Raw genomic sequence first — 25,573 nt, 5'->3', positions numbered from 1 at the left:
AATTGTTGTTTTCAATAACTGATATTGATTTTATCAATATTATGCTTGTTTTTAGCGATCAGCCACAGTACTGGCAAAGGCGAGTAGCTCTCTACGCAGCCACTGATGCGGGTTTGCGTGATGTAGCAAAGGGCTCCATAACATTTTTACTTCAATAGGAACTATTTGAAATGGCACTGGACTTATTACCAAATCAGTGTGTTTTGCAAGTAACATGGCTTGGCGGCGGGGCAATGTGGCAATAAGTTGAGGTGATTGGCAAAGTAGGCTCGCCACCATGTAATGGCGGGTGAATACGCGAATATTGCGGGTTTGTTCTAATTGCCATAATGCCTCATCGACCCAGCCAAGTTTTTGGCTGCCTGATTTATTTGTTACTGCGGCTTCTACGCCCCAACCAGCCCGATTTACCCAAATGTGTTCTTGTGCAAGGTAGCCTTCAAGGTTTTGTTGTTGTAAGTAAGGGTTGTCTGGGTGTGTTAAGCAGCAGTAATTGTCTCGCCACACACTGGCTTGGTGGAATGAGCGGGGCAGGCCGTTAAAGCGATTAATGGCAAGGTCGATGGTGCCTTTTTCCATATCTTGAAGGTTAACATCGCTTGGGCTCAAAATATCAAAGTTAAGCCCCGGATTTTTTGCAAGCTGCTGAGTGATGAACGGCGCAATAAGGGTTGATTCAAGGTAGTCGTTTGCCATGATCCGAAACGTTATATTCGCGGTACTCGGGTCGAATACTTCACTTGGCTGAGTAATTTCTTCGGCCATTTTTAACAGTGATTCTATCTCTGGTTTAAGGCTGAGCGCTTTTGCTGTTGGCGTCATTGTGCCAGCGGCTCTCACTAACAATGGATCATCAAATAAATCACGCAAACGTTTAAGGGCATTACTCATTGCAGGTTGAGTCAAAGCTAGCTTATTGGCGGCTTTAGACACACTTTGTTCGTCAATGAGAACATTTAAATACACTAATAGGTTGAGGTCGACGTGCCTAATATTCATTTGATCAATCTTATTTATTATCTTTATTAATTACCTAAATTAAAGCGCGCTTGCTATTGTGTGTAAACAAGGCGACTAAAATAATCAGCATAAGCGATAAAAATAATGCCACAGCAGAGTTCACATTTGGCTGTTAAATCACACAGCGAACAGTTAAATCAGGTCGTAGCGACTAAGCTTGCCCGTGCGGTGTATGCTGGCTTTGAGGCTATGTTTGCAGAGTTTTTAAATATAACTCTCGGCGCTCAAAGTCGTTTTGAACAGCGCCAGTGGCATCAAGTTCAAGGAGCTATGAAATCGCGACTGCAGGTTTACGAAGGGCAAGTAAAAAAGGTAAGCCAAGCGGTAAAAATTATTGCTTATAGCGAAGTAGACGACCCAGCGCTTTGGTTACTAGCCAAACAAATATACGCAGAAATGGTGCAAAATCACGAAAACCAGCCCATTGCTCATACCTTTTTTAATTCAACCTTCGGTGCAATTTGGGACTCACGAAAAATCCGCAATGTGCACTTGTTTGTGCTAAAAGCGCGCTATCAACTGGGGCCAAGACCCTTTGATTCATTGGTTAGCCGCATTTCCCTGCAAAATGGCTTTGAAAGTGCGATTAGTAGCTTGATTAAACGCCATGTGTTTCGCTCACAATACGCTGATTTTACTGATGATGTTGCCATGTTACAGCGTACCTTGATTGCTGGAGCGAAACAACAATGCCCACAAGTTTATGAGCTGCTTGCTCTCAACGATGGCTATATTGAATACGCCAATTCATTGTTTTTCAGAAATAAAGCCTGTTACATCATAGGCCGCTGTATTGCTAAAAATGGCGATAACATGCCATTTGCGATTGCGCTATTAAACAGTGAAAAAGGACTTCACATTGATGCCGTGATGATGGGAGCTGATCAACTCAGCTTGTTGTTTGGCTTTGCGCGTACTTATTTTATGGTCGACACTGACCAACCCGCCCGATATGTTGATTACCTCAGTGTTTTAATGCCCCATAAGCAACGTTTTGAGCTGTTTAATGCCATAGGCTTTATCAAACACGCGAAAACCGAGTTTTATCGTTACAAAGTTGATACCACCCGTAATAGCCCCGTTGACGATAAATACACACTTGCGCCGGGGACACCGGGCATGGTGATGCTGGTATTTACCACCCCAGGCTCAGATTATGTGTACAAGGTAATAAAAGATAAATTTAGTGCACCAAAAACGGCCACCAAACAACAAGTAATGGCCAAGTACGACTTTGTGAAACAAGCCGACCGAGTAGGCCGGCTAGTTGATACCCACGAATTTCGTTATTTAGCGTTTGATTTAAGCCGATTTAGTGATGAGCTTATACAAATAATGCAGCAGCAAATTGGTGACAGCCTTGTGATTTCGGGTAATGCACTTATTTTGCGCCATGTGTATGTAGAGCGCAAAATGACACCGCTTAATTTGTACATCAACGACTGTGATGAGCGAAAACTGCAGCAAGTAATGGTTGATTACGGTAAAGCAATAAAAGAGCTCGCGGGGGCCAATATCTTCCCCGGTGATATGCTGATGAAAAACTTTGGTGTAACCCGTTGGGGAAGAGTGGTGTTCTACGACTACGATGAAATTTGCCCGATGACAGAGTGTCAATTTAGAGAGCTGCCAAAAACCGAGGACTCATTAGATGAGCTAAGCAGCGAAAGCTACTTTGATATCGCAGAAAACGACGTATTTCCGAGCCAGTTTAAAGTATTTTTTAGCGCTAATAAGCGAGCGTTTGAGCACTTTAATGCTGCGCATCAAGATATTTTCACCGCCACAATGTGGCAGCAATTACAAACAGCTATAAATGATGGGCAATTGCTTGATGTTTATCCTTATAAGCAGTCTTGGCGCTTTTCTTCGATGAGAGCCCAAATGAAAAAATCTCAATCTATAACTGTTTAATAGGAACATAGTGTTAGCGTATGCTGTTTAAAAAGCTAAGGAACGCACTATGAAAAACACACTGTTAATATCGAGTTTATTTATTTCGTCTATGGTAAGCGCCAATCCGTTATTAGGTAGCTGGCAATTTGTTGAAGGCAAATATGCAACCAATGACGGCTATGTGACGGCAAAAGCGCCAGAAATAACCTCAGTTAAACTGATTACACCCAGTCATTTTAGCTATATCACCCAAAAGCAAGGCAACTTTCATTATGCTGGTGGCGGCAAATATGTTTTGCAAGACCAGCAATTTATCGAAACTTTCTCCTATGGTAATGTACCTTCACTACTTGGTAAGACCATGGCATTTGATTACAAAATAGAAGGTGACTTGTGGCACCACACCTTGTATGAAAATGGTAAGTTAGTCGAAGCTGAGATCTGGCAACGAATTAAATAGAAGGTGATATGCGTTATATTAAGCACGATGACTCACAGTTACATTTTGCGCAAACAGAAAAACCAGTACTAAAAGATAACGAAGTTCTTATTGCTGTTGCAGCAATCGGCGTTAATCGGGCAGATTGTTTACAGCGACAAGGTAAATATCCTGCGCCCAAAGGTGACAGTGAAATTTTAGGGCTAGAATGCGCCGGTACCATTATTGAGCAAGGTAGTGCAGTATCCGGTGATTGGCTGAATAAACGTGTTTTTACCTTATGCGCGGGCGGTGCTTACAGCGAGTATGTTGCCGTTGATGCTGCACAAGTGATGCCGTTACCAGATGAAATGACAATGGCCCAAGGCGCTGCAATCAGCGAAGTTTATTTAACGGCTTTTTCTGCCTTATTTCAATTTGGTCAGCTCAAAGCGGGGCAAACGGCACTGATCCATGCGGGAGCCAGTGGTGTCGGTGGGGCGGCAATTCAAATGGCAAAACGCACGGGTGCTCAAGTAGTGATAACTGCAGGTAGCGATGAAAAGTGTGAGCATGCCAAACAGCTTGGTGCAGATCACACCATTAATTATAAAACCACTGATTTTGTGGAGTACTTCAAAGCCAATAATTTACAGGCCAATACTATTGTTGATCCTGTCTCAGGACGCTATTTAAATAAAAATGCTGCCGTTGCAGCAATGGATTGCCAAATTGTGATGTTAGCCTTTTTAGATGCGCGCTTTGCTGAGGTTGACTTTGCAAGGCTGCTTAGCAAACGTATTTCCTTTCATGCATCAACCTTGCGTAACCGTTCAATTGAATTTAAACGTGATTTAAAAGAGCAGTTTATTTCGCGTTTTTATGATGACTTGGCCAACGGGCTGTTCGATTGTAATATCTATAAAACCTTAAATTGGCAAGAAGCGAATGAGGCTCACCGTATTTTAGATAACAACGAAAACTCGGGAAAAGTGGTGATGTTAGTTGAATAACATCAATTTGCCCATATTATTGGTTTTATTAGTAGTTAAAAGTAAAGGTTAATATGAACCCTATTATTGCAATGCTCAAAGAGCACAATGTAAGTGACGAGAAAGTGCGTGAGCTGTTTCAAGCGTTTATGGAAAACCCAATGATGGCAATGGGTCTGGTTCAACAGTTAGGTATTCCACCAGAAAAGCTTCAACAGTTGATGGCATTAGTGATGACACAGCCACACCTTATTAAAGAAGCAGCTGAATCAGTAGGTATCAGTGATGATGAAGTTGAGCAGGCCAAAGCGCAGTTCAAAAATCAGCAGTCATAAAATTAAATGATACGAATATAAAAAAGGTTAGCTCTTCGGCTAACCTTTTTTGTGAATTACTGATACGAAAACACGTCGTCTAGTTTTTTATCAAACAGTTGAGCAATCTTAAAAGCCACCTCGAGCGACGGTGAGTATTTACCTTTTTCAATCGCTACTATGGTTTGCCTTGAAACTCCAACAGCCTCTGCCAATGCTTGCTGAGTCATTTCATTGTGATGAAATCGAAGTTCCCGAATGGTATTACTGAGCTGTTTTGTCATCTAGCTGTCTCTTCGATATAAATACGCTTTGCTGGCAATAGTAATAATTTCACTGACTAAAAAACCAATAATAAGAAAGTGCATAATATTATATAGATCTGAGACCTCAGGTAACAGCATGCGTCCAGATACGCGCTCAATTTGCGTCGCTAAAAATACACATATTAAGATAGTTGCAGAGCAAAACCAGTGACCAAGCTTGGTGCTTTTTAGGTCAATGAGCTTATCACGCTCATCATCCCCTAAGTCTGCTTCTTTGTGTTTAATACCAGCAAGTACAGATTGCATAATTATCTCTAGGATCACCGCAACTACGGCAACCCTATACAAATAAGACACCATGGTCTCTTGGCTTAGAGCACCCGCGGCTTGTAGTGAATTAATACCTAACAGGTAATAGCTTAACAGGCCTATGGTTACCACCAAGGTGCCCCAAATTGTCATTTCTTTGTAGCTCATTTTCTTCCACCCTATGTAAAAAATATTTGACTTGGTGTTAAGTAAACTACTCATTGCTTGCTGTGTCAAATATTTTTAACATCATGTATGGTATTTTTATCATTGACGCATTTCGTTACATTTAGTTAAGAACTAATTTGTACCGCTCAGACTCCTAATGACACAAACAATAAATAAGGAACGAATATGAACTGGCTTTTAAAGGTATGGAAAAATAATCGCTCATTGATTTTATTTATCTGCTTGATGAGTGTGTTTAGAAGTGCAGTGGCTGATTGGTATGAAGTGCCAACAGGTTCTATGAATCCGACCATCGTTGAAGGGGACCGTATTTTAACGGATAAAATGGCTTATGATCTGCGTGTACCATTTAGTCATATTTCGCTAATGCGTACTGATGAGCCAAAAGCCGGCGATATTATTGTATTTGATTCTAAGGCTGCAAATAACCGTTTGATAAAGCGTGTTATTGGCGTGCCGGGAGATACAGTGACTTTAGTCGATAATAGATTGATCATTAACGGTAAAGCGCTTGATTATTTATTAGCTGATGACAAGCAACAGCAGCAAACACTGATTGAAAATCTTGCCGGTGTTCAGCACGCTATTCAGGTATCAAAAACGCCCTCGGTGATGCAGCATTTTGCACCTGTCGTTATTCCAAAGGATATGTATCTAGCGATGGGTGATAACCGAGACCACAGTGCAGACTCGCGAGTGATTGGGCTCGTGCCTCGCAGTGAGTTATTAGGTAAAGCTAAAAGAGTTATAGTGTCACTCGATTATGATAACTATTACTTACCTCGAAAAGAACGGCTTTTACATGATTTATACTTAGCACCCTAGATAAAAATCGTACAAAAATTGGCAATTTATAATTTTATGTTTCAATATTAACGACATAAAAATAATAAGCCAAAAGGTAAAGTATGATAATTGATAAGTTTGCGAAATTAATTAGATGTTATTTATTACTCGTCTTTTCAATTAGCCTAGTTGCATGTGGTTCGAGCTCAAAAAACGAATCTACAAAAGTTGATGACACTAACAGCTCAACACCGGATACAGGTGTTGAGCTTGTCGATAACAGTGGTAGTGCTGACTATAAAATTATTATTTATGGCAATAGCCATAGTGCTAGATTAGGGGATTTGCTTGAACAGCTTATTTCCAGTGAGTTAACCAACGCTCAAGTTTCAACGCTTACCGTCAGTGGTCGCTTTTTAGATGAAATAGTGAACACATCGGGCAATGTTGAAAAGCTACAGCAAGCCAATTGGAGCCATGCTATTTTTCAAGGTCAAAAGTATTCTCAGTCTGGCTCTGTTAATTATTCTACAAATGAGGCTGAGCGATTAATTGCCAGTGCAAAAGAGCTGGAAATTACACCTATTTTGTTTCCTGAGCATCCGCAAAGAGGTGATAGCAAAGAAGGGGAGCTTGTTTATCAATTGCATTTGTCGATTAGCGAAAAAGAGGCAAGCTGTGTTGCACCAATCGGCTTAGTTTGGGACAAAGCAATCGCCGCATTACCTGGGCTTAATTTTTACAGCGCAGATGGTAATCATGCTTCAGATGCAGGGCACTTACTGACCGCGATGACTTTTTATGAAGTTATAACAGGTGAGCTTGCAGATACCCTAGCTTACAATGCTGCTTTTGCGATTACCGAACAGCAACACCAGCAGTTTGGGCAAATAATTACACAAGTGCTTGCTGAATACCCTGCATGCCCCAGCTCTTAAGCTAACAACATTAATCTAAAGCATTCATTAAATACAAAAAAACCGTTGTGCCTAAACACAACGGTTTTTTATATTAACTAGCAATTGTGTAATTACATTACACGCATGCCAGGCTCTGAGCCTTCATCTGGGTTAAGAATATAAATTTCTTTTCCGCCAGGGCCTGCTGCTAACACCATGCCTTCAGACATACCAAAACGCATCTTACGAGGCTTAAGGTTTGCTACCATTACCGTTAGCTTGCCTTCAATGTCTTCTGGTGCATACGCCGATTTAATACCTGCAAATACTTGGCGCGTTTCGCCACCTAAATCTAAAGTTAGTTTTAATAACTTATCTGCGCCTTCAACGTGTTCTGCTTTAGCAATTTTTGCTACGCGTAAATCAACTTTCGCAAAATCATCAAATTCGATTTCTGGGCTGATAGGTTCTTTTGCTAGTGGGCTGTTTGGATCAACTTTATCTTTTTCAGCAACTAGACTTTCTTTTGACTCTTCAATCATTTTGTTTACTTTATCCATTTCAACACGTTGCATTAACGGTTTGAACTTATTAATTGCGTGACCAACCAGCGCTGTTTGCGCGCCTTGCCATGTTAAACCGTCGTTTAAGAAGGCTTCAACGTTTGCAGCCATACCAGGTAGAACAGGTTTTAAGTAGGTGATAAGTACACGGAACATATTTAAACCAAGTGAGCATACATCGTGTGCTTCTTGTTGTTTTGTTTCGTCTTTAATTAACACCCATGGCGCTTTAGCGTCGATGAATTGGTTTGCTTTATCAGCAAGGGCCATGATTTCACGAATTGCACGGCTGTAATCACGGTTTTCGTAGTGATTTGCAATGCTTGCAGAAGCCGCTTGGAACTCACCTAATAGCGCTTCGTCCATTACGGTGTCGCTAAGCTTGCCGTCAAACTTCTTGGTGATGAAGCTTGCACAACGACTTGCGATATTAACCACTTTACCTACTAAGTCTGAGTTTACACGTAGTGCAAAGTCTTCAAGGTTTAAATCAAGGTCAGTGATGCCGTTGTTTAGTTTTGCTGCGTAGTAATAACGAAGATACTCAGGATCTAGGTTATCAAGGTAAGTGCGCGCCTTAACAAAAGTGCCTTTTGATTTAGACATCTTCGCGCCATTCACAGTTACAAAACCATGGGCAAATACATTTGTTGGCTTTCTGAATTTTGCGCCATCTAACATTGCAGGCCAGAATAAGCTGTGGAAATAGATGATATCTTTACCAATGAAGTGGTAAAGCTCTGCATCTGAGTCTTCGCGCCAGAATGCATCAAAATCAATCCCTTTTTTATCACACAGGTTTTTAAAGCTTGCCATGTAGCCGATTGGTGCATCGAGCCACACGTAGAAATATTTACCCGGTGCACCAGGGATTTCAAAACCAAAGTAAGGTGCGTCACGGCTGATATCCCACTGCTGCAGGCCATCTGCAAACCATTCATCAAGCTTGTTCGCCATTTCTTGTTGAATCGTGCCTGAGTGTAACCACTCTTTAAGCATGTCTTCAAAAGCAGGTAGGTCGAAGAAGTAATGCTCAGAATCTTTTAAAATTGGCTCAGCACCCGACATTACAGAGCGTGGGTTAATAAGCTCAGTTGGGCTGTAAGTTGCACCACAAGAATCACAGCTGTCACCGTTTTGATCTTCTGACTTACACGTTGGGCAAGTACCTGTTACAAAACGATCTGGTAAGAAGATACCTTTCTCTGGGTCGAAAAGTTGAGAAATAGTATGCTTTTTAATGTGACCCGCTTCATTTAAACGGTTGTAGATTAACTCGCTGAAATGACGGTTTTCTTCACTGTGCGTGCTGTGATAGTTATCAAACTCAATGTTGAAATCAGCAAAGTCACGTTGACGTTCAACACTCACGTTTTTAACCATCTCTTCTGGCGAGATCCCTTGCTTTTGCGCATTAAGCATAATTGGTGTGCCGTGAGCATCATCCGCGCAAACGTAATAGGTTTCATGACCTTGTTGTTTTTGGAAACGCGCCCAAATATCAGTTTGGATATATTCTAGTAAATGACCTAAGTGAGTCGGGCCATTGGCATAAGGTAATGCGCTAGTAATCAGGATCTTTCGCTGTGCCATAATCATTCCGAGTTGAGATTAGTTCGATGCAAATATGCTCGAATATCATTATTTAATTCATTGTGAGTTGCTTATATGCAACCTAAAGCAATGATATTATCTAATTGTCTGGTTTTAATGCCTTGAATGTTACATAATTCCGCAGCACTTTTCATCAAAGAAACGCTAATTTATTGCTATGTTTGGACTGTCAAAACTATTCTCAAGTAAATCGGCTGAAAAAGCACCTATCATTGCTGCCTTAGCCGCTTATCGTAGTAGCGCATTTGCCATTGGTATTGAGCAAGATTGGCTCGAAGGGCTTAATCAAAACAGCGATAAAAGCTGGCAAGTCAAATTAAACCTCCCTTTTGCTGGCTTGGGCGAAATCAACGACATTGAAAAATTTGTCGCCGATATACTATCAGTGCCTGTGTCAATTAGCGCTAAAGTGAAATTACCAAGCACATTTAGTTTTAAGCAAATCAAACATATTGTGCTCGTTGCTTCAGGAAAGGGGGGTGTTGGAAAGTCAACCACAGCGGTGAATCTTGCCTCAGCTTTAGAGCAAGAAGGTGCCAAAGTGGGTATTCTCGATGCCGACATTTATGGCCCGTCTATTCCACTGCTTCTGGGCCTACAAGGGGCTGAGCCGAAAACAGCCGATAATAAAAACTTACTTCCTTTTGAGGCGCATAACCTCAAAGCGCAATCGATTGGCTTTTTAGTACCAAGCGATGATGCAACCGTTTGGCGCGGACCAATGGCATCAGGTGCACTTAATCAATTAATGAACGAGACCGCTTGGGGAGAGCTTGATTATCTCATCGTTGATATGCCTCCAGGCACGGGTGATATTCAATTAACCATGAGCCAAAAAGTGCCAGCCAGTGGTGCGGTGATCATCACCACGCCTCAAGATTTAGCCCTAGCCGATGCACAAAAGGGCATTGCCATGTTCAATAAAGTGAACGTGCCTGTGCTTGGCTTAATTGAAAACATGAGCTACTTCTTATGTGGTCATTGTGGTGAGCCTAATCATGTATTTGGTAAAGATGGTGCCGTAAAATTAGCACATCGTCATGGTGTGCCTGTGCTGGCAAATATTCCACTGGCCATTGAAATTCGTGAAAGCTCGGAGCAGGGCGATTTAATTGCCAAAGACAACGCGGCTCAAATAAGCGAAACCTACAAAACCGCTGCCCGTGTACTTGCCAGTAGCTTGTATTATCAACAGGCGCACACAAGCGCAGTTGAAATAGTCATTACTGAAGATTGATTGTTGCAAAGATTTTGTTAATGGATTTTTCTTATTAACAAAATCTTGGGTGGTTCTTTATCATTAACTTTGCTCTTAAACCCCTCTTTTAGCCGTATATAGCCTACATTTTCGTTAAACATGTCCAAAAAACAAAATCGCCACAAATGTTAATATTTTATTGACGTTTTAATAACCTTATCATAGTCTAATGAAAGCGCTTACATTTATGGGGTTTTTTATTTATCTTTAAATGTAAGCGCTTACAATTGACTGGTTAGAATAATATTCATATAAATCAGTTGAGTACTAACAAACACATAATGTTAGGGTTCAATGCAATGAACAGATTCAAAACACACTTAACACAACTTACAATGGCGCTTTCAGTAGCGACATTAGCTGGCTGCGGCGGCTCTGCCACAGATACGAAAATTGATACTGTCAACCCAACTGAGCCTGTTTCAGACTGGGTGATGGTTTGGGAAGATAATTTTGATGGCGATGCTATCGATGACAAAAAATGGAGTTTCGAAATAAACTGTGCGGGTGGCGGTAATAACGAAAAACAATGTTATACCGACAGTGACGAAAACGCCTTTATTGCAGACGGTATTCTTAATATCGTTGCATTGCCTGCAGAAGACGGTGCTGATAAGCCTTATACCTCTGCGCGTATTAATACTCGTTACAAAGCTGATTTTAAATATGGTCGCTTTGAAGTACGCGCAAAGCTGCCTAGTGGGCAAGGTTCTTGGCCTGCGTTTTGGATGATGCCTACCGATGAAGTTTATGGTGGATGGCCTCGTTCAGGAGAAATCGACATTGTTGAGTCGGTTAATTTAAAAGTACCAACCGAAGACGGTGTAGAATCAAATATCTACGGCACATTACATTACGGCCAAGAGTGGCCAAATAATGATAGCAGTGGCAAAGCTTATACCTTCGCGCAAGATTCTAATCCTGCTGATGACTTTCATACTTATGCTATCGAGTGGCAAGAGGGGGAAATTCGTTGGTACGTAGATGATTATTTATATGCTACACAGCGCCAATCAGAAGTGCTTTATGATGCGAAGGGCAATGAGATTGCACTTAAGCACAGAGGCTGGTATTCAGAGTACTTCGATCAAACAACCGGAGAGTTAACGACTTTTTGGGATGCATCTCCTTACGATCAAGAATTTTATTTAATCCTGAACTTCGCAGTGGGTGGTGATTGGCCTGAAAACGTTAATGCCCTGGGTGTTGATGCAACTGCATTCGAAAATGGTCAAACTTTTGAAGTTGACTATGTACGTGTTTACGAATGTGCACAAGACCCTGACACAGGTAAAGGCTGTGAAACCGTGCGCCCGGGTTACGACAACTTAGACGATGCACTTGTGCAAGGCAAAGCTCCGGCTCCAACACCACCAAGTGATGGCACGGTAACGCCGCTTACTATTTTTGATAGCAGTTTTAACCCTAACTGGCCTGCATGGGATTGTTGCGGTGAATCAACACCTGCGCTTGTTGAAGATGCAGAGCGTGGTAATGTAGTTGAGTTTGTTGTAGGTGCAAAACCTACAGTAAATGGCTTTATTAGCCGTGCTCTCTTTATTACCGATGAAAATGGTGAAGCCACTCCTTATGACGCCAGCGCTATGTTAGAAGATGGTTTTGTGCGTTTTGATATGCAAGTGACTTCATTACCTTCTACTCCAGATGCACCTTGGCTTTTCAAAATTGAAAGTGATGAAGGCAAGACAGCCGTTGAACTAAACCTAAGTGCTAGCACTGAAGGTGTTAGCCCAGTTGCTGGTGAATGGCAAACTTATACCTTCCCACTGCAAACATTAGCTGATGCGGGTTTAAATGTATCGCTGATTGATGTGATCATGATTTTCCCTGCGTGGGGTCAAGGTGATGGTGCTGTTTATCGTGTGGATAATGTAGAGATCACAAATGATGCACCTCCTGCAACATTAACTCTTTTTGCTGACGAGATGAATCTTGATTGGCCACTTTGGAACTGTTGTGGTGATTTAGCACCTATTGAGGCCGTCGATGATGAGCAACATGGTTTGACTGCTGAATTTTCGATTGGACCAAAACCAACCGTTGTTGGCTTTAACAACCGTACTACATCAGGCGGCAGTGGCAGTCAATTTGATGCATCATCTTTAATTGATGAGGGTGTATTGCAATTTGAGATGAAGATCACCTCTTTATCATCAACACCGGATGCAGCTTGGTTTGTTAAAGTAGAATCTAGTGGTGGCCCTGATAATGGTGGTACTGCAGTTGAAGTTAACCTTAATACCAGCATAGAAGGTGTTGACCCTGTTGCAGGTGAGTGGCAAACCTATACTTTTACGGTCAATTCATTGTTACAAGCCGGTTTAGACATAAGTTCAATTGATGTCATCATGGTATTTCCTGCGTGGAGTCAAGGTGAGGGAGCTGTGTTCCGTATTGATAATGCAGTTATTTCAAACCCATAATTAACATTGGCAACAAGTGATGGGTGCTGAATATGGCACCCAGTATCCATGACAACATATTGCAAAAGCAGGTAAATCATGAAAAGCACAAAATTTATTAAAACACCTCTTGCAGCGTCAGTTGCGATGATCTTAACTGCAGGGCTGGGCACTATGTCTGCTTATGCACAAGATGAACAAGAGAAAGCTGATAACGATATTGAAGTTATCGAAATTAAAGGTATTCGTGGCAGTATGATCCGCGCCATGGATATGAAACGTGATGCAACAGGTGTTGTAGATGCGATTTCAGCAGAAGAGATGGGTAAATTCCCAGATACTAACTTAGCTGAATCATTACAACGTATTACCGGTGTATCAGTGAGTCGTTCTAACGGCGAAGGTAGCGAAATTACGGTACGTGGTTTTGGTCCTGAGTTTAACCTCGTAATGCTGAATGGCCGTCAAATGCCAGGTACGGGTTACACCCGTTCTTACGCCCTTGAGAATATTGCCGCTGACGGTGTCAGTGCACTTGAAGTAGCGAAATCAGGGCAAGCAGATGTACCAAGTGGTGGTCTAGGTGCTACGGTAAATATTATTACTACGCGCCCATTAAATAGCCCTGGCGAGAAATTTAGCTCGTCTATTAAGGCTATTCACGATTCATCTAATGAGGCCGGTGATGATGTAACCCCAGAGTTTTCTGCAATGTACAGCAATACTTATGTTGATGATACATTTGGTTTTGCGGCATCATTCTCACATCAAGAACGTGATTTTCAACAGCAAAACGCCAATATTCAAGGTTGGCAAGCCAATGTTGATTTACCGACCCTTGATGAAGCTGACTACATTGACCCTCGTGCAGTCGATAGCGAAGGCAACCGTGTCGGTAATCATTTCTTTCCGAAAGACATGAACTACAGCATTGCTGATGTTGAACGTGAGCGCACTAATGGCCAAGTAACTTTACAGTACTCGCCAATTGAAAGCTTCACTGCAACGGTTGATTACACGGCGAGTCGTGCAATCACCGGTGTGAATACCGTGGGTTGGGGTATTTGGAATGAGTTTGGCAGTAACATTAACAGCTATGAGCTTGATGAAAATGGTACAGCGATTTATGCCGATATCAGTGGTAATGATGGTTCATTTACAGCAAGCCGTGGCACTACTGAAGTTAAAGCACGTTCAATTGGTTTAAACCTAGAGTGGCAAATTAACGACCAGTGGGAAGTTGAGTTTGATTATCATGATTCGAAAAACGAAACAGATAACGGCGCAGATGATGGCTTAGGTTCTGATGGTCAAATCATTCTTGGCTCAGATCAGTTACAGAGCAAAGTATATGATTATCGCACTGGTGAAGTTCCGCATGCCTACGTTAATTGGAACAATGGCTCAACAGTGCTTGATCCAAGTGAGATTGATTCAAACTTCAGTCAGTTTATTTACTCGCCTGGTGAGTCTAATGTTGAGCAAGCTCAGCTTCATGCAACCTGGTTTAATGAAAGCTTTGAAATTCCACTTGTTAAAGTGAAATTCGGTGCTGCCAATACTAAGCAAACTATGGGCGGTTTTACTGCATGGAGTGGCTTACGTGGCGGCCCTGGTTTTAACCCATCATTCACCGAAATCTTCCCTGATGGCATGTTCACTTATAATGATACAGGCGACATGCTAGATCAATTCTCTGGTGGTGGTAGTGCCCTTGAACCAAATTACTATTACACCTATAGCTTTGAAGAAGCGTTAGCGCGTCAACTTGCTTATTTGAATGAAGACTTATTGGGCGATAATCAATACTCAATTGATCCATTCTTTGATGGTATCGACAGTGAAAGCTACGTAGAAGAGAAAACGCAAAGCTTCTATGTGAACAGCTTATGGGAGTTTGAATTATCTGATTACTTCGTACAGATTAACGCAGGTCTTCGTTATGAAGAAACGGATGTGACCAGTACGGTTCGTCAACGTGTTGAAAGCCAAGTTAACTGGGTGAGTGCATCTGAGTGGATCATGCAGTACGAAACTGGCGGTACAGATAACTTTTATCAAGAAGAAGGTAACTATGATATCTGGTTGCCGAACATCGACGTAAAAGTTGAAATTACAGACGAGCTTGTTGGTCGTGTTTCATGGGGTAAAACCATGGCACGTGCGCCGCTGGGTAATTTGGCTGGTGGCCGTAGCTTAACGGGTAGCCCGAAACCAGGTTCGCGTACAGGTAGCCAAGGTAATACTGATCTATTGCCATTTGAATCAACTAACCTCGATTTATCACTTGAGTACTACTACGGCGAAGGTAGCTACGCGTCGGTTGGTTACTTCAAAAAAGACGTAGATAACTTTATTCAAACGCAAATAACTGAAACAACCATTGATGGTTTATACGATATCTTAAATGGTCCTCGTTACCTTGAAGCTGTGGCATCTGTAGAAGCTCGTGGTGAGCAAGCTACAAGTGACGCTGTGTTCAATGAAATGCTGGCATTAGGTTATGGTAATGCGGATGGTGCTATTGAACCAACGAGTTCTGATCCACTGATGGTATGGAATATTTCTCAACCACAAAACACGGATAGTAAATCAGTTGATGGCTTTGAACTAGCTGTTCAACACTTATTTGGTGAAAGCGGCTTTGGTTTAGGGGTTAATGCTACGTTTGTTGATGGTGATGTTGAATTTGATGTAGCAAGTTTGACTCAACAAGCTCCTTTATCTGGCTTAAGTGACTCAGCTAACTTCCAAGCTTTTTACGATAAAGATGGTTTATCTGTGAAAGTGACTTACGCATGGCGTGACTCTTACTTAATTGGTGTTGGTCAAGCACAAGGCTCATCTGATGCGCCGCCACAATTTGGCGATACATATGGTCAGTGGGACTTGAGTGTTAACTACGACATTAACGAAAACATGACTGTTTTCTTTGAAGGTATAAACCTTAACAACGAAACTGAGCGTGGCTATGGCCGTTACGAAGAGCAGTTCTTATTTGCTCGTCAATATGGACCACGTTACACAATCGGTGCCCGTTATAGCTTTTAATATGTGATCTCAAAAGGAACAAAAGCCGCTCGTTGAGCGGCTTTTTATTATCTATTTTAATTAATTAATAATTATTGAAGCAACGCACAGTTGATTTGTGTAATATATGCCTCACTAAGTCCACTATAATTAGCTTTTCGTAGACGCAAAAGGTTTGTGTTTTTTGTTAAAGTTATCGTTTTTTCCAACTTTAAATCAAATGTTTAAGTTGTTTAGGTAGAATAATAAATGAGATTATCAGATACTCATATTCAGCAATATATTGACGAAGGCCGCATTGTTATAGAGCCAGCACCAAGTAATGAAATGATCTCGGGTGTCACGGTTGACCTGCGTTTGGGCAATAAGTTTCGTGTTTTCCAAGATCATACTGCTGCGTATGTTGATTTAAGTGGCCCTAAAGATCAGCTTAATAAGGCAATGGAATCAATTATGAGTGATGAAATTGTGCTTGATGAAGAAGAAGCTTTTTTCCTTCATCCAGGTGAATTAGCATTGGCTATTACTCATGAAAAAGTTACTTTACCAGCAGATATTGTTGGTTGGTTAGATGGTCGCTCGTCGTTAGCACGCCTTGGTTTGATGGTACATGTAACAGCGCATCGTATTGATCCAGGTTGGTCGGGTAATATCGTTTTAGAGTTTTATAACTCAGGCAAGCTGCCACTTGCGCTTCGTCCAATGATGAAAATTGGTGCCATGAGTTTTGAAACCATGACAAGCCCAGCACAGAACCCTTATAACACGCGTAAAGATGCTAAATATAAAGATCAAAATACGGCAGTAGCAAGCCGCATTAGTGACGATAATAAATAATCCTTCAACATGTGGTCTTTGGGCCACATATCATTATTTGTTAAACTTTTTACTTATTTGCATTCTCATAAATTGGCAATTTAAGCGTATTCATCCCATACTTTTAGCTGGTGTTTAAAGCACGGAGCTAAAATGCACTTTATTGGCAAGCTGATCCATCAGGTTATAAAAAATTTGCTCGTTTTACTGGGCTGCGTATTGCTTCATAGTGCCAGTATTAATGCTGCAAGCAATAACTTACCGGTATGGGTACTTGATTCAGAACAGCCTTTAGCCAAACTTAGTCAGACACTCGAAGTATCACTGCAAAATGCTGAGCTTTTAAATGCTTTAGAAAACAATACGGTTCGCCTCGCAGCACAAACCTCTTATTGGTTAATTATCGATTTACAGCAATTGCCTGAAAATAAAAACTATGTTGTTTATCTTAGTGAGCCTAACTTAACGTGGGCAAAGTTTTATCTGTTAGATGAAAATTATCAGTCCACCAATGATCAGCGGCTTGCTTCTCTAGAAAGTTTATCGAATGTGCGACCTCATTGGTTAATAGAGCACAGCCAAGGAGCTCGCTGGGCGCTAGTTAACTTCGTGCACAAAAGATCTCTAACATTAGAACTAGGTGTCGAAACAGCAAAAAGTTTTGAAGTTGACTTACATCAAACTATTTTGAGTTACGGTGCGATTTTAGGGGGGCTGATTTTGTGTATGTTTGTTTGTGGTGTTTACTTTTTTGTATCCCAGCGAACAAAATACTTAGTCCTAAATGCCTATTTTATATTGGTCACCATTGGGTTTTTAATCGATAACGGATTAATAAATTATCTAATTGGTGGTTTTAATTGGGAATCTAAATGGCCTGTTAATGAGTTCGCATTATGTTTTGTGAGCTATTTTTTATATCATTTTTTAGCGATCCATACCTATACAGCAAAGTTTAAAAAGGCCTGGCAAGCAATGATGCTGTGTTTATTCAATGCAGCTTTATTGTCATCACTATTGCCTCATTTTAATCGTCAGTGGTTATTTATAGTCAGCTGTTTGGGCTTTTTGTGCTTTGCCTCTGTAATATTTTATAGTTTGATTAAGCGTAAGGGTAATCGTACTCATCTGCGTATTTTTATGCTTCTAATTATTGTTATTCAGGTGTTAAGTCTGTTTTTATGGAATGGATTTGGTATTGGCTACCATGGAATTCATAACACCATTTTATTGCTCACATCATTGGCGATCTGCTCCGTACTGTTATTAAAAGACCGTCAGCAAATTTCAGCATTTAGTTATTCGATGCTGCACGATGCGGATACGAAGCTACCAAATAAACAATTTTTACTCGCTCAAATGATGAAAAAAGTGTCGCAAAAGCAACATTTTTCAGTTTTATTATTTAAACCTCATGTACTCTCAAATGCACGTTCTACCTTTGGGTTTGAGCAAGCTAATATTTGTATCAATGAAAAACTAAGTATATTAAACATTCAGATGCAGACCATGAATACATTAAAGTTGGAAGTTCAAGCCACCAGAAGCACATGGCTTGCTCATATTGACGATAGTACATTTGGGTGTTTGATCTTGGGCGAACTAGAATTAAGCCATATTGAGCAATTTGCCTGCATGATCCATGGTGTGTTTGAAGAAGGGCTCACCCATGAAGATATTAATTTAGTCGACCGTGTTGATATTGGTGTTGCTTATTACCCGATGCATGGCAATACCGCGAAACAAATATTGCAATGTGCAATACAAGCAATGACTGAAAAGCGCCTACAAGGTGAACGTTGGCGTATGTTCGACTCAGAAAGTGCGCGGCTTTCTGAACAAAGGTTATCCATTGCGGCAGCGCTTAAAATTGCGATTGATGAAAATCAGCTAAGTTTGCACTTTCAACCGCAGATATGTTTGAAAACGGGCAAAGTAGTTGGCTGTGAAGCATTACTGCGCTGGACACATCCAATTTTTGGTATTGTTAGTCCTGAGATATTTATTCCAATTGCAGAGTCAGCAGGGGTGATCAATCAGCTAACAGAGTGGGTCGTTGAAAAGGGGGTTGAATGGCAAGCGAAGTTTTGCAAACTGATACCCGATCATGTTATTTCCATCAATATTTCTGCAAAGGATTTATTAAATAAAAATTTACCTGTGCTGCTAATTACCATTTTAAATGAGCAAAATGTGGCGGCTGAATCAGTGATGTTAGAGCTCACTGAATCAGCGACCTTAGAAGAAAGTAAAAAAATTAAAGCCATGCTTGATGATTACCGTTTAATAGGTTTAAAACTCGCTATTGATGATTTCGGTACAGGCTACTCATCACTTGCCTATTTAAGCCAACTTGGTTTTGATGAAGTCAAAATAGATAAACAATTTGTGTTAAATCTGCCGTTTTCGGTTAATGATCAAAGTATCTGTAAGGCAACCTGTGATATCGCCACTACTTTAGGTGCACATGTTGTTGCTGAGGGTATTGAAGATGAGCAAAGCCTCGCTATGTTACAAAGCTATGGTTGCCAGTTTGGACAGGGATATTATTTTTCAAAACCCCTTGCTGCAGATGATTATTTAGACTGGATAAGCGAGGTAAAAAAACTTGACCTTAATCTTGATGCAACAGCGAACCTAGCTGATTAAAATATTTAAGCAAGGCTTCAAAACAATTCATCGTATGCTGCTCATCCGGGTAGATTAAGCCACTTTTCGATAAGCCACTCACTAAAAAGCTATTTTTGATGTTAGGGTGGACGCTAATACACTTTTCAAAACAGCGGGCAGCTAGTTCCTCTGGCATACTCATATAAAGTTGCTTTACTTGCTTATCAAAAGCGATAGATTGTTTTACGAATTCATTTGGATTTTTACCAGAGTTATCTAAAAATACCTGATGATAAAACTCATTTAAGCGTTGATTAAGTGGATGACTCAAGTCTGGTGACTGTTCAAGCCACAGCGCCGAACAGAATTGCATGCTCTTTCTGCCGCTAAATAAGTGCTGACAAATATGATGGTCAAAAGCATGAAACCATTCATGGGCGAGTGCGCCACCACCTGCATTTTTAGCCAGCGCAAGGGTTTGGCTGTGAGCATTATAATGAGCCTGCACACCTTTTTGTCCGCCATGACCAAAAGCAAAATTGAGTTTCCCTCTAAGGCCAATTGCCGTTGGCGGTAAAGTCAGTATTTGCGCAAGATCGGCTAAAGCATCGTAAATTAAATTCGCCGCTAATAGCCGTTCTTGCTTATTAACCCAATTACCAACCACCATAGTGCGAAAACCAAAGGTGTCGCGAATATCGTCAAAATCGACCTGATCATCAAAGCGATAATCGGGTCCCTTACGATGAAAACCTGCGCTTAGTCGTTTTGATACACGCATTATAGATAGCGTGCCTTAACATCATCCGGCATATGCTGAGTTTGCTTATCGACCAGTGCTGCTAATAATCTGTATAGTGGTGTTACATCAATGCCTTCAATTAATTTAAGGCTATGAGCTACAGCTTCTAAAGTTGATAAACTATCTGCTCGAGGTGCTTTACGGATGACGTATTTGTTTTGTGGTATGTGCTTAAAACTCACCGTTTGAAATGCACGGAGGCTAGGGGTTAATTGCAGCATTTTGTAGGCTTTTTTCCATGTACCATCAATTACGATTAAATGATTTAAAGACTGTTTGAAAGCATCTGTAGTGGCAGTGTGCTCATCTAGACTTAAGGCATCCTCAGTAGGGTAAAGAACCGCTGTTGTTGCTTTTGGCAATGTTGCAAGCTGTAAAAAGTCTTGCTCTGACTCACCAGCGATGATCTGGCAATTTTCTAAACCTAAATTCAGTAAATTGGCCGTATTTTTAGTGACTTTTTCCTCACTTGGGTGGCGTAATATAATGATTTTTAGTTTATTATTGATTATGCTTATTGAATCACATAAACAGGTTTTAATTGAAAAGCCACAATGTGAGCATAATTCTCTAGCCATAGATACTCTTGTATACATTTGAAGTCTCTTTAGTATACATGAGCTAGAGCTGTAATTTTGCATTTTTAAAGCAGACAGCTAAAATTGCGATTTAAATATTTGGTTTTATTAAGGGATAAAGATGACGACTATCACTATCGATGAAAGTGCGCTTGAAGGAATGGAGTCGCTACTGGGTGATCAATTTGCTGACACGCTTTCTTTTTGTTGTAGCGAGTTTCAAAGGTTAGGCTCTGAAGTGCACGCTAATCTTGGTTCAGACAACGAAGCTGCAGCGCGTCATGCTCATAGCTTAAAATCAAATGCTGCCCAATTTGGAGCCCAAAGTCTATCTGAGCTCGCTCAATCAATTGAGCATGCACTCAATGAAGGGAATGCTGATATAGCACAGCAAAACAGTGCAAGTATCGATCAGCAAGTTTCTGGCTCTGTAGAAAAATTACAAGCTTGGTTCGCTACTCGCTAAAAACTTGAATTTATTTCAGTTATAACCGCAAAAATCCTCTGGCGTGGTACCCCTTTACTGGGGTAGTCTTAAGGTTAATTAGTAGAGGTAACCATGTCACAAATCAAAAAGAGTCACAAACTAGACGGTGTCTGTTATGACATACGTGGGCCTGTGCTTGCACAAGCTCGAAAAATGGAAGACGAAGGGCAAAAAGTATTAAAGCTAAACATTGGTAATCCAGCTGCCTTTGGCTTTGATATGCCTGAAGATATGCACAAAGATATCATTCGTAACTTATATTCAGCCCAAGGCTACTGTGACTCTAAAGGCCTCTACTCAGCCCGTGTGGCAGTCTATCAACACTATCAGCAACGCGGCTTATATAACCTTGATGTCGATAATATTTATATCGGCAATGGGGTCAGCGAACTCATTCAAATGACCACGCAAGCACTACTTGATAATGACGATGAAGTGCTTATTCCTGCACCGGATTATCCGCTATGGACTGCATCGGTTAAATTAGCAGGGGGTAACCCTGTGCATTATCTTTGTGATGAAGAACAAGATTGGTTTCCTGATATTGCTGATATTAAATCGAAGATCACCTCAAAGACCAAAGCATTGGTGCTTATTAACCCAAATAACCCAACCGGTGCGGTATATAGCGATGATCTGTTGATGGAACTGATCAACATTGCTCGCGAGCATAAATTATTGTTATTGAGCGATGAAATTTACGAGAAAATCTTGTACGACGGTGTCAGCCACAGCTCAATTGGCGCACTGTGTGATGATGTACCAATTATCACCTTTAATGGCCTAGCAAAAACGTACCGCGCTGCGGGATTGCGAATGGGCTGGATGGTGCTAAGCGGTCGCACTAGCATGATGGACGACTTGAGTCGTGGCCTAGATATGCTGGCATCAATGCGCTTATGTGCCAATGTACCAGCACAATATGCTATTCAACAAGCTTTAGGTGGTGTGCAGTCAATCGATAACCTGATAAACCCAGGTGGTCGGCTTTACGTTCAGCGTGATATTGCATGGCGTGGTTTAAATGCCATTGATGGTATTAGCTGTAAAAAGCCTAAAGGGGCGCTTTACGCATTTGCGAAAGTAGATACCGCGCACTTTAATATTAAAGATGATGAGCGCATGATTTTAGATTTACTCAAAACGGAGAAAATCTTATTAGTGCATGGCCGTGCATTTAATTGGCCAGATCCTGATCATTTCAGATTGGTGTTTTTACCAAACAAAGATGATTTAACAGAAGCCATGAGTAAGATGCAGCGATTTTTCGCTGATTATCGACAAAGCTAAAAAAAGCGAGCCGAGGCTCGCTTTTTTAATACGCTTTATCAACACGCACCGTGTTATCATTGAGGTACACCAAGCGTACTTTATCACCTTGGCTAAACAGCATTTGGTTGTCTTTATCTTGCACAACCATAAATTGTTCGCCGCTTTCTACTTTGATCATTAATTCAACGAGCTGATATTGTATTACGCGACTGTTTTGCTGACGGTTGTGAGCAACAGAGCCACCAATCATCGAACCTAAAATGGTTGCTACAGTACGGCCACTACCGCCACCAAACTGATTACCGATAACACCGCCAATAAGTGCACCGCCAAACGTTTCCCAGCCGTTGGTTCTGTCTTTGACCAGTTCTTGTTCAGTAATGGCTCGTACTGACTGTACTGAGCCAAACAACACCTGTTGTACTGGTACTGCTTTGTTACGCTGGTAGTCAGCATAACTAGGCGAGCTCAGTAATAAACAGCTTGCTAAGATTGCTACTAGGTATTTCATAAACCCTCCTGGCTACCAGCCAAAAGTTGATTTCTCACGTGTTTTACGGATTTCAGTTTCATCAGCCCACTCAACTAGCCCGCTTTTTAAATCCATTAAACGCATAGTGAATTTGTAATACACATCAGCCTTGTCAGCATTTGATTTAACAATGCTCGATAAGTTGCCGTATAACATATATTGCGCACCAACTTGCTGGCCAAAGGCAATAGCGGTATTTGGATCAACTAGTGGATCGACGTTTTGGAAATTAAGTTGTTCGCGCACAGCTTCAACACGGGTCATATCAACAAAGCGGAACTTACCACTGCGTAATAACTGTGTTGAGATTGAATCAGTAATTGATTCAGTATCAATATGCTCGCTCGTTTTGTTTTTAATACGCTCAACAAACACGATAGGGCGAGTATTTGCTGTCATGGTGCCAACCACAGGTGAAGCAAGTAACGAGTCTGTCATTTGGCTTGCTACTTTTTGTAGATCCGTTGAGCCAAAATTGATATCTGTGGTTTCAACAGCTTGCGCATCACCATAGCTAACAACGGCTTTATTAGCACAGCCAGATAGTAACAAAGCGCTTGTCATTGCAACGGCCGCAGCCGACTTAACAGAAAGTAATTTCATTGTAGTATCCTTAATCTTCAAATTCTTGTGCTTCTGTTGACACTTCACGCACTGCAAGCGAGAAGGTGACAGCATTTGCTGTCGGGGCTAGGCCCGGTAATTGAGTTTTAGCAAATCCAAATAAAGTAATGGGTTGCCAAGGTGAGTGGTTGCCACGAATAACAAAGCCATCAGCGTCATACCAAGTAAATTGATATTGTAAGTATTGAGACTTTTTATATTGGCTTGCCAGTGTCACAACCACATCAGTTAAGCCGTTCGTTTGGCGTGTTTTTACATCTGTAATGGCTAATTTCTTGCCAAGTTCAGGGTTATTAACAATCAGTTGTTGGTTATACTGTTGTGATGCCTGCTCAACCCCAATGCCAGAAGTGGTAGGGCGTGAGGAGCAAGCCGCAACAAGTAAAATGGTTAATAGTGGCACTAAGTATTTCATCATTGCTCCTAGAGTTGTACAACGTGTGTGTCGTAGTAGTTATTTATGGAAGTTAGAAAAATCAAGGTTAACCCTTGCTTACCAACCGTAAAAGTTATTTCGCCATGCCCTGGCACAGTTAAAGTGTGCTGACCTGTGGGCATTGGGTGCTGAGCAATGCTAAGTTGGCTTGGTAAAGTCAACCAGCTTCGTGTATCAGCTTGCTCAGATGCAACGTTATAAATGTTGGCTAAAATGTTACCAACATCGCCGCCACTTCTTGCTAACTCTGCACGTACCTTTTCTTTTGCTACCAGACGCATTACTTGTCGGGTTATTCTGCCAGCACTTTGATCCTTTAATGTCTTCGCCGCTAGCGCTTCGAGCCTAACAATGGGCGTCAGTGGCAAATTTTCGCCATCGAGAGTCACTGTTTTATCACTGGCCGCATAGGGCGCAGCGCGATAAACTGGCATGGCAACACTATAAAAGCGTGCATCGCCACGCGAAGTATAAATAGGTAACCGTAAATTAAACTCTTGCCTTGCTGGTATTAAACCTTGCTCTGCAATTACAATTACTTGGCCTGTGTTTGCTTGAGCTTGCTTTAATTTGCCAAAGCGTTTGCTAAATTCTTCAAAGTCCTGATCAAAACCTTGTTTTTTGGCAAGGCGTAACACTGCTTGCTGTAAGTAGCTATTCTCACTGTTTATTTCGAGCGCTTTCTTATAGTCGATATAGGCATCATCAAATTGTTTATCTGCCTCATAAAGTAGGGCCGATAAATAAAACGTAAAAGCATTTTGAAAGCCATTTTTGACATTACCAATTAACTCGGCCATATCAGGGTAGCCTTCAGCGGAGTTTTCCGCTTGTTCATCAAGTGCGGCTTGATTATCTTTTAGTGCATCTTCTTGCACTTTATTAGCGCGTCTAACTTCAACTAATGCAGATTCAAGTTGTTTATCAAATACATAACTCAGTGCTTTGTAGCTATGCAGCATGGTCATTTCATAGGCTGCTGGCTCATAACCAATCACTGAGTCATTGGTTAATAATGAATTTGTTTGCTCAAGGCCTGCACTTAGCTGTACTTTGGCTGCTTGACGCTTTTTTTCCATACTTTGATATACAGCTTCAAAGGTCTCATTAGCCTGCAAATTTTGTTTTGCCAAAAACTCAAGACGGGCCGTTTCAAGCTGATTTAACAAATAGTTACTATGGCCTCGGCTATTACTTGGCAAAAGTTGCTGAGCACTTGCAATGTTATTTTGAGAAACAGCTTGGCGCACAGGTCTTAGCTGCGTCGCATAATCTTGGAATAGATCAGTAATACCTATGGTACTGCAACCAGATAACAGTAAAGCAGCTCCAATAAATAAACGTCGATGCACTGAACACTCCTTTTAAACAATGTACTCAGATTAGCATACGCGGCTTAACCTTATATGATAAATTATGTAAAAAATCGTAAGTTAATA

23 protein-coding genes are annotated in these 25,573 nt (G+C 41.2%); 13 read left to right on the top strand and 10 right to left on the bottom strand.

Annotated elements, in window-relative coordinates; genetic code table 11:
* Positions 1-51 precede the first annotated feature (51 nt).
* Complete coding sequence (locus CWC02_RS00310; RefSeq protein WP_055021137.1) at positions 52-999, bottom strand: LysR family transcriptional regulator; 948 nt, start codon at positions 997-999, stop codon at positions 52-54.
* Between the two features lie 105 nt (positions 1,000-1,104).
* Between CWC02_RS00310 and aceK the strand changes: the two genes are divergently transcribed.
* Genes aceK through CWC02_RS00290 form a run of 4 tightly spaced genes read left to right on the top strand, consistent with a single transcriptional unit; the run spans position 1,105 to position 4,661 of the window.
* On the top strand, positions 1,105-2,934 hold the full coding sequence (aceK, locus tag CWC02_RS00305; protein ID WP_138615785.1) for a bifunctional isocitrate dehydrogenase kinase/phosphatase: 1,830 nt from the start codon (positions 1,105-1,107) through the stop codon (positions 2,932-2,934).
* Between the two features lie 49 nt (positions 2,935-2,983).
* Positions 2,984-3,376, top strand: a complete 393-nt coding sequence (locus CWC02_RS00300; protein ID WP_166340696.1) for a hypothetical protein — start codon at positions 2,984-2,986, stop codon at positions 3,374-3,376.
* Positions 3,377-3,384: 8 nt separating this feature from the next.
* Entirely contained in the window at positions 3,385-4,347 is a 963-nt protein-coding gene (locus CWC02_RS00295; RefSeq protein ID WP_138615783.1) for a zinc-binding dehydrogenase, read from the top strand.
* A gap of 53 nt (positions 4,348-4,400) precedes the next feature.
* On the top strand, positions 4,401-4,661 hold the full coding sequence (locus CWC02_RS00290) for a DUF2999 family protein (RefSeq protein ID WP_054561248.1): 261 nt from the start codon (positions 4,401-4,403) through the stop codon (positions 4,659-4,661).
* A gap of 56 nt (positions 4,662-4,717) precedes the next feature.
* Here the strand turns inward: CWC02_RS00290 and CWC02_RS00285 are convergent, their stop codons facing one another.
* Both CWC02_RS00285 and CWC02_RS00280 read right to left on the bottom strand, forming a co-directional pair.
* Positions 4,718-4,924: a helix-turn-helix transcriptional regulator gene (locus CWC02_RS00285; RefSeq protein WP_054552938.1), complete on the bottom strand. Its 207-nt coding sequence runs from the start codon at positions 4,922-4,924 to the stop codon at positions 4,718-4,720.
* Entirely contained in the window at positions 4,925-5,383 is a 459-nt protein-coding gene (locus tag CWC02_RS00280) for a hypothetical protein (RefSeq protein WP_054552939.1), read from the bottom strand.
* Positions 5,384-5,569: 186 nt separating this feature from the next.
* Between CWC02_RS00280 and lepB the strand changes: the two genes are divergently transcribed.
* Together lepB and CWC02_RS00270 are read left to right on the top strand one after the other, a co-directional pair.
* Positions 5,570-6,229: a signal peptidase I gene (gene lepB, locus CWC02_RS00275; RefSeq protein WP_138615781.1), complete on the top strand. Its 660-nt coding sequence runs from the start codon at positions 5,570-5,572 to the stop codon at positions 6,227-6,229.
* An 83-nt stretch (positions 6,230-6,312) separates the two neighbouring features.
* The gene (locus CWC02_RS00270) at positions 6,313-7,128 is read left to right on the top strand and encodes a hypothetical protein (protein ID WP_249364062.1); all 816 of its coding nucleotides are present in this window, start codon (positions 6,313-6,315) and stop codon (positions 7,126-7,128) included.
* A gap of 92 nt (positions 7,129-7,220) precedes the next feature.
* Here CWC02_RS00270 and metG read toward each other — a convergent pair whose 3' ends face one another.
* Entirely contained in the window at positions 7,221-9,245 is a 2,025-nt protein-coding gene (gene metG, locus CWC02_RS00265; RefSeq protein WP_138615779.1) for a methionine--tRNA ligase, read from the bottom strand.
* A gap of 178 nt (positions 9,246-9,423) precedes the next feature.
* Here metG and apbC point away from each other — a divergent pair, with 178 nt between their 5' ends.
* From apbC to CWC02_RS00240, 5 genes are all read left to right on the top strand, one after another.
* A complete protein-coding gene (gene apbC / locus CWC02_RS00260; RefSeq protein ID WP_138615777.1) occupies positions 9,424-10,503 on the top strand; it encodes an iron-sulfur cluster carrier protein ApbC in 1,080 nt (359 codons plus the stop codon).
* Positions 10,504-10,823: 320 nt separating this feature from the next.
* Positions 10,824-12,968 (top strand): glycoside hydrolase family 16 protein, encoded by a 2,145-nt coding sequence (locus tag CWC02_RS00255; protein WP_138615775.1) that lies wholly within the window; start codon positions 10,824-10,826, stop codon positions 12,966-12,968.
* A gap of 78 nt (positions 12,969-13,046) precedes the next feature.
* Complete coding sequence (locus tag CWC02_RS00250) at positions 13,047-15,998, top strand: TonB-dependent receptor (RefSeq protein WP_138615773.1); 2,952 nt, start codon at positions 13,047-13,049, stop codon at positions 15,996-15,998.
* 228 nt (positions 15,999-16,226) lie between these two features.
* Positions 16,227-16,814 (top strand): dCTP deaminase, encoded by a 588-nt coding sequence (dcd, locus tag CWC02_RS00245; protein WP_138615771.1) that lies wholly within the window; start codon positions 16,227-16,229, stop codon positions 16,812-16,814.
* 132 nt (positions 16,815-16,946) lie between these two features.
* Positions 16,947-19,442, top strand: a complete 2,496-nt coding sequence (locus tag CWC02_RS00240; protein WP_138615769.1) for an EAL domain-containing protein — start codon at positions 16,947-16,949, stop codon at positions 19,440-19,442.
* Here CWC02_RS00240 and CWC02_RS00235 read toward each other — a convergent pair.
* The gene (locus CWC02_RS00235; protein ID WP_138600098.1) at positions 19,408-20,184 is read right to left on the bottom strand and encodes a CLCA_X family protein; all 777 of its coding nucleotides are present in this window, start codon (positions 20,182-20,184) and stop codon (positions 19,408-19,410) included. The genes CWC02_RS00240 and CWC02_RS00235 overlap by 35 nt on opposite strands.
* The gene (locus CWC02_RS00230; RefSeq protein ID WP_138600097.1) at positions 20,184-20,783 is read right to left on the bottom strand and encodes a tRNA-uridine aminocarboxypropyltransferase; all 600 of its coding nucleotides are present in this window, start codon (positions 20,781-20,783) and stop codon (positions 20,184-20,186) included. The genes CWC02_RS00235 and CWC02_RS00230 overlap by 1 nt, the downstream gene beginning before the upstream one ends.
* 121 nt (positions 20,784-20,904) lie before the next feature.
* On the opposite strand from CWC02_RS00230, the gene CWC02_RS00225 reads away from it, so the two are divergent.
* Both CWC02_RS00225 and CWC02_RS00220 read left to right on the top strand, forming a co-directional pair.
* Positions 20,905-21,249, top strand: a complete 345-nt coding sequence (locus CWC02_RS00225; RefSeq protein WP_054552950.1) for an Hpt domain-containing protein — start codon at positions 20,905-20,907, stop codon at positions 21,247-21,249.
* Between the two features lie 93 nt (positions 21,250-21,342).
* A complete protein-coding gene (locus CWC02_RS00220) occupies positions 21,343-22,560 on the top strand; it encodes a pyridoxal phosphate-dependent aminotransferase (RefSeq protein ID WP_138615767.1) in 1,218 nt (405 codons plus the stop codon).
* Between the two features lie 25 nt (positions 22,561-22,585).
* On the opposite strand, the gene CWC02_RS00215 is transcribed toward CWC02_RS00220, so the two are convergent.
* Genes CWC02_RS00215 through CWC02_RS00200 form a run of 4 tightly spaced genes read right to left on the bottom strand, consistent with a single transcriptional unit; the run spans position 22,586 to position 25,486 of the window.
* Entirely contained in the window at positions 22,586-23,053 is a 468-nt protein-coding gene (locus CWC02_RS00215) for an outer membrane lipoprotein (RefSeq protein ID WP_138615765.1), read from the bottom strand.
* 12 nt (positions 23,054-23,065) lie between these two features.
* Positions 23,066-23,677 (bottom strand): penicillin-binding protein activator LpoB, encoded by a 612-nt coding sequence (lpoB, locus tag CWC02_RS00210; protein WP_054552953.1) that lies wholly within the window; start codon positions 23,675-23,677, stop codon positions 23,066-23,068.
* A gap of 10 nt (positions 23,678-23,687) precedes the next feature.
* Positions 23,688-24,113 (bottom strand): YcfL family putative periplasmic lipoprotein, encoded by a 426-nt coding sequence (locus CWC02_RS00205; RefSeq protein ID WP_054552954.1) that lies wholly within the window; start codon positions 24,111-24,113, stop codon positions 23,688-23,690.
* A gap of 8 nt (positions 24,114-24,121) precedes the next feature.
* A complete protein-coding gene (locus tag CWC02_RS00200; RefSeq protein ID WP_138615763.1) occupies positions 24,122-25,486 on the bottom strand; it encodes a COG3014 family protein in 1,365 nt (454 codons plus the stop codon).
* Between the last annotated feature and the right edge of the window lie 87 nt (positions 25,487-25,573).

This window comes from Pseudoalteromonas sp. S2721, from assembly GCF_005887425.1.
Classification (GTDB): domain Bacteria; phylum Pseudomonadota; class Gammaproteobacteria; order Enterobacterales; family Alteromonadaceae; genus Pseudoalteromonas; species Pseudoalteromonas simplex.
This window is presented reverse-complemented; position numbering and strand designations above follow the sequence as displayed.

Excerpts from the sequence above, each read along its gene's own strand:
- CWC02_RS00310 (WP_055021137.1), bottom strand. The coding sequence starts at position 999 with ATGAATATTAGGCACGTCGACCTCAACCTATTAGTGTATTTAAATGTT.
- aceK (WP_138615785.1), top strand. The coding sequence starts at position 1,105 with ATGCCACAGCAGAGTTCACATTTGGCTGTTAAATCACACAGCGAACAG.
- CWC02_RS00300 (WP_166340696.1), top strand. The coding sequence starts at position 2,984 with ATGAAAAACACACTGTTAATATCGAGTTTATTTATTTCGTCTATGGTA.
- CWC02_RS00295 (WP_138615783.1), top strand. The coding sequence starts at position 3,385 with ATGCGTTATATTAAGCACGATGACTCACAGTTACATTTTGCGCAAACA.
- CWC02_RS00290 (WP_054561248.1), top strand. The coding sequence starts at position 4,401 with ATGAACCCTATTATTGCAATGCTCAAAGAGCACAATGTAAGTGACGAG.
- CWC02_RS00285 (WP_054552938.1), bottom strand. The coding sequence starts at position 4,924 with ATGACAAAACAGCTCAGTAATACCATTCGGGAACTTCGATTTCATCAC.
- CWC02_RS00280 (WP_054552939.1), bottom strand. The coding sequence starts at position 5,383 with ATGAGCTACAAAGAAATGACAATTTGGGGCACCTTGGTGGTAACCATA.
- lepB (WP_138615781.1), top strand. The coding sequence starts at position 5,570 with ATGAACTGGCTTTTAAAGGTATGGAAAAATAATCGCTCATTGATTTTA.
- CWC02_RS00270 (WP_249364062.1), top strand. The coding sequence starts at position 6,313 with ATGATAATTGATAAGTTTGCGAAATTAATTAGATGTTATTTATTACTC.
- metG (WP_138615779.1), bottom strand. The coding sequence starts at position 9,245 with ATGGCACAGCGAAAGATCCTGATTACTAGCGCATTACCTTATGCCAAT.
- apbC (WP_138615777.1), top strand. The coding sequence starts at position 9,424 with ATGTTTGGACTGTCAAAACTATTCTCAAGTAAATCGGCTGAAAAAGCA.
- CWC02_RS00255 (WP_138615775.1), top strand. The coding sequence starts at position 10,824 with ATGAACAGATTCAAAACACACTTAACACAACTTACAATGGCGCTTTCA.
- CWC02_RS00250 (WP_138615773.1), top strand. The coding sequence starts at position 13,047 with ATGAAAAGCACAAAATTTATTAAAACACCTCTTGCAGCGTCAGTTGCG.
- dcd (WP_138615771.1), top strand. The coding sequence starts at position 16,227 with ATGAGATTATCAGATACTCATATTCAGCAATATATTGACGAAGGCCGC.
- CWC02_RS00240 (WP_138615769.1), top strand. The coding sequence starts at position 16,947 with ATGCACTTTATTGGCAAGCTGATCCATCAGGTTATAAAAAATTTGCTC.
- CWC02_RS00235 (WP_138600098.1), bottom strand. The coding sequence starts at position 20,184 with ATGCGTGTATCAAAACGACTAAGCGCAGGTTTTCATCGTAAGGGACCC.
- CWC02_RS00230 (WP_138600097.1), bottom strand. The coding sequence starts at position 20,783 with ATGGCTAGAGAATTATGCTCACATTGTGGCTTTTCAATTAAAACCTGT.
- CWC02_RS00225 (WP_054552950.1), top strand. The coding sequence starts at position 20,905 with ATGACGACTATCACTATCGATGAAAGTGCGCTTGAAGGAATGGAGTCG.
- CWC02_RS00220 (WP_138615767.1), top strand. The coding sequence starts at position 21,343 with ATGTCACAAATCAAAAAGAGTCACAAACTAGACGGTGTCTGTTATGAC.
- CWC02_RS00215 (WP_138615765.1), bottom strand. The coding sequence starts at position 23,053 with ATGAAATACCTAGTAGCAATCTTAGCAAGCTGTTTATTACTGAGCTCG.
- lpoB (WP_054552953.1), bottom strand. The coding sequence starts at position 23,677 with ATGAAATTACTTTCTGTTAAGTCGGCTGCGGCCGTTGCAATGACAAGC.
- CWC02_RS00205 (WP_054552954.1), bottom strand. The coding sequence starts at position 24,113 with ATGAAATACTTAGTGCCACTATTAACCATTTTACTTGTTGCGGCTTGC.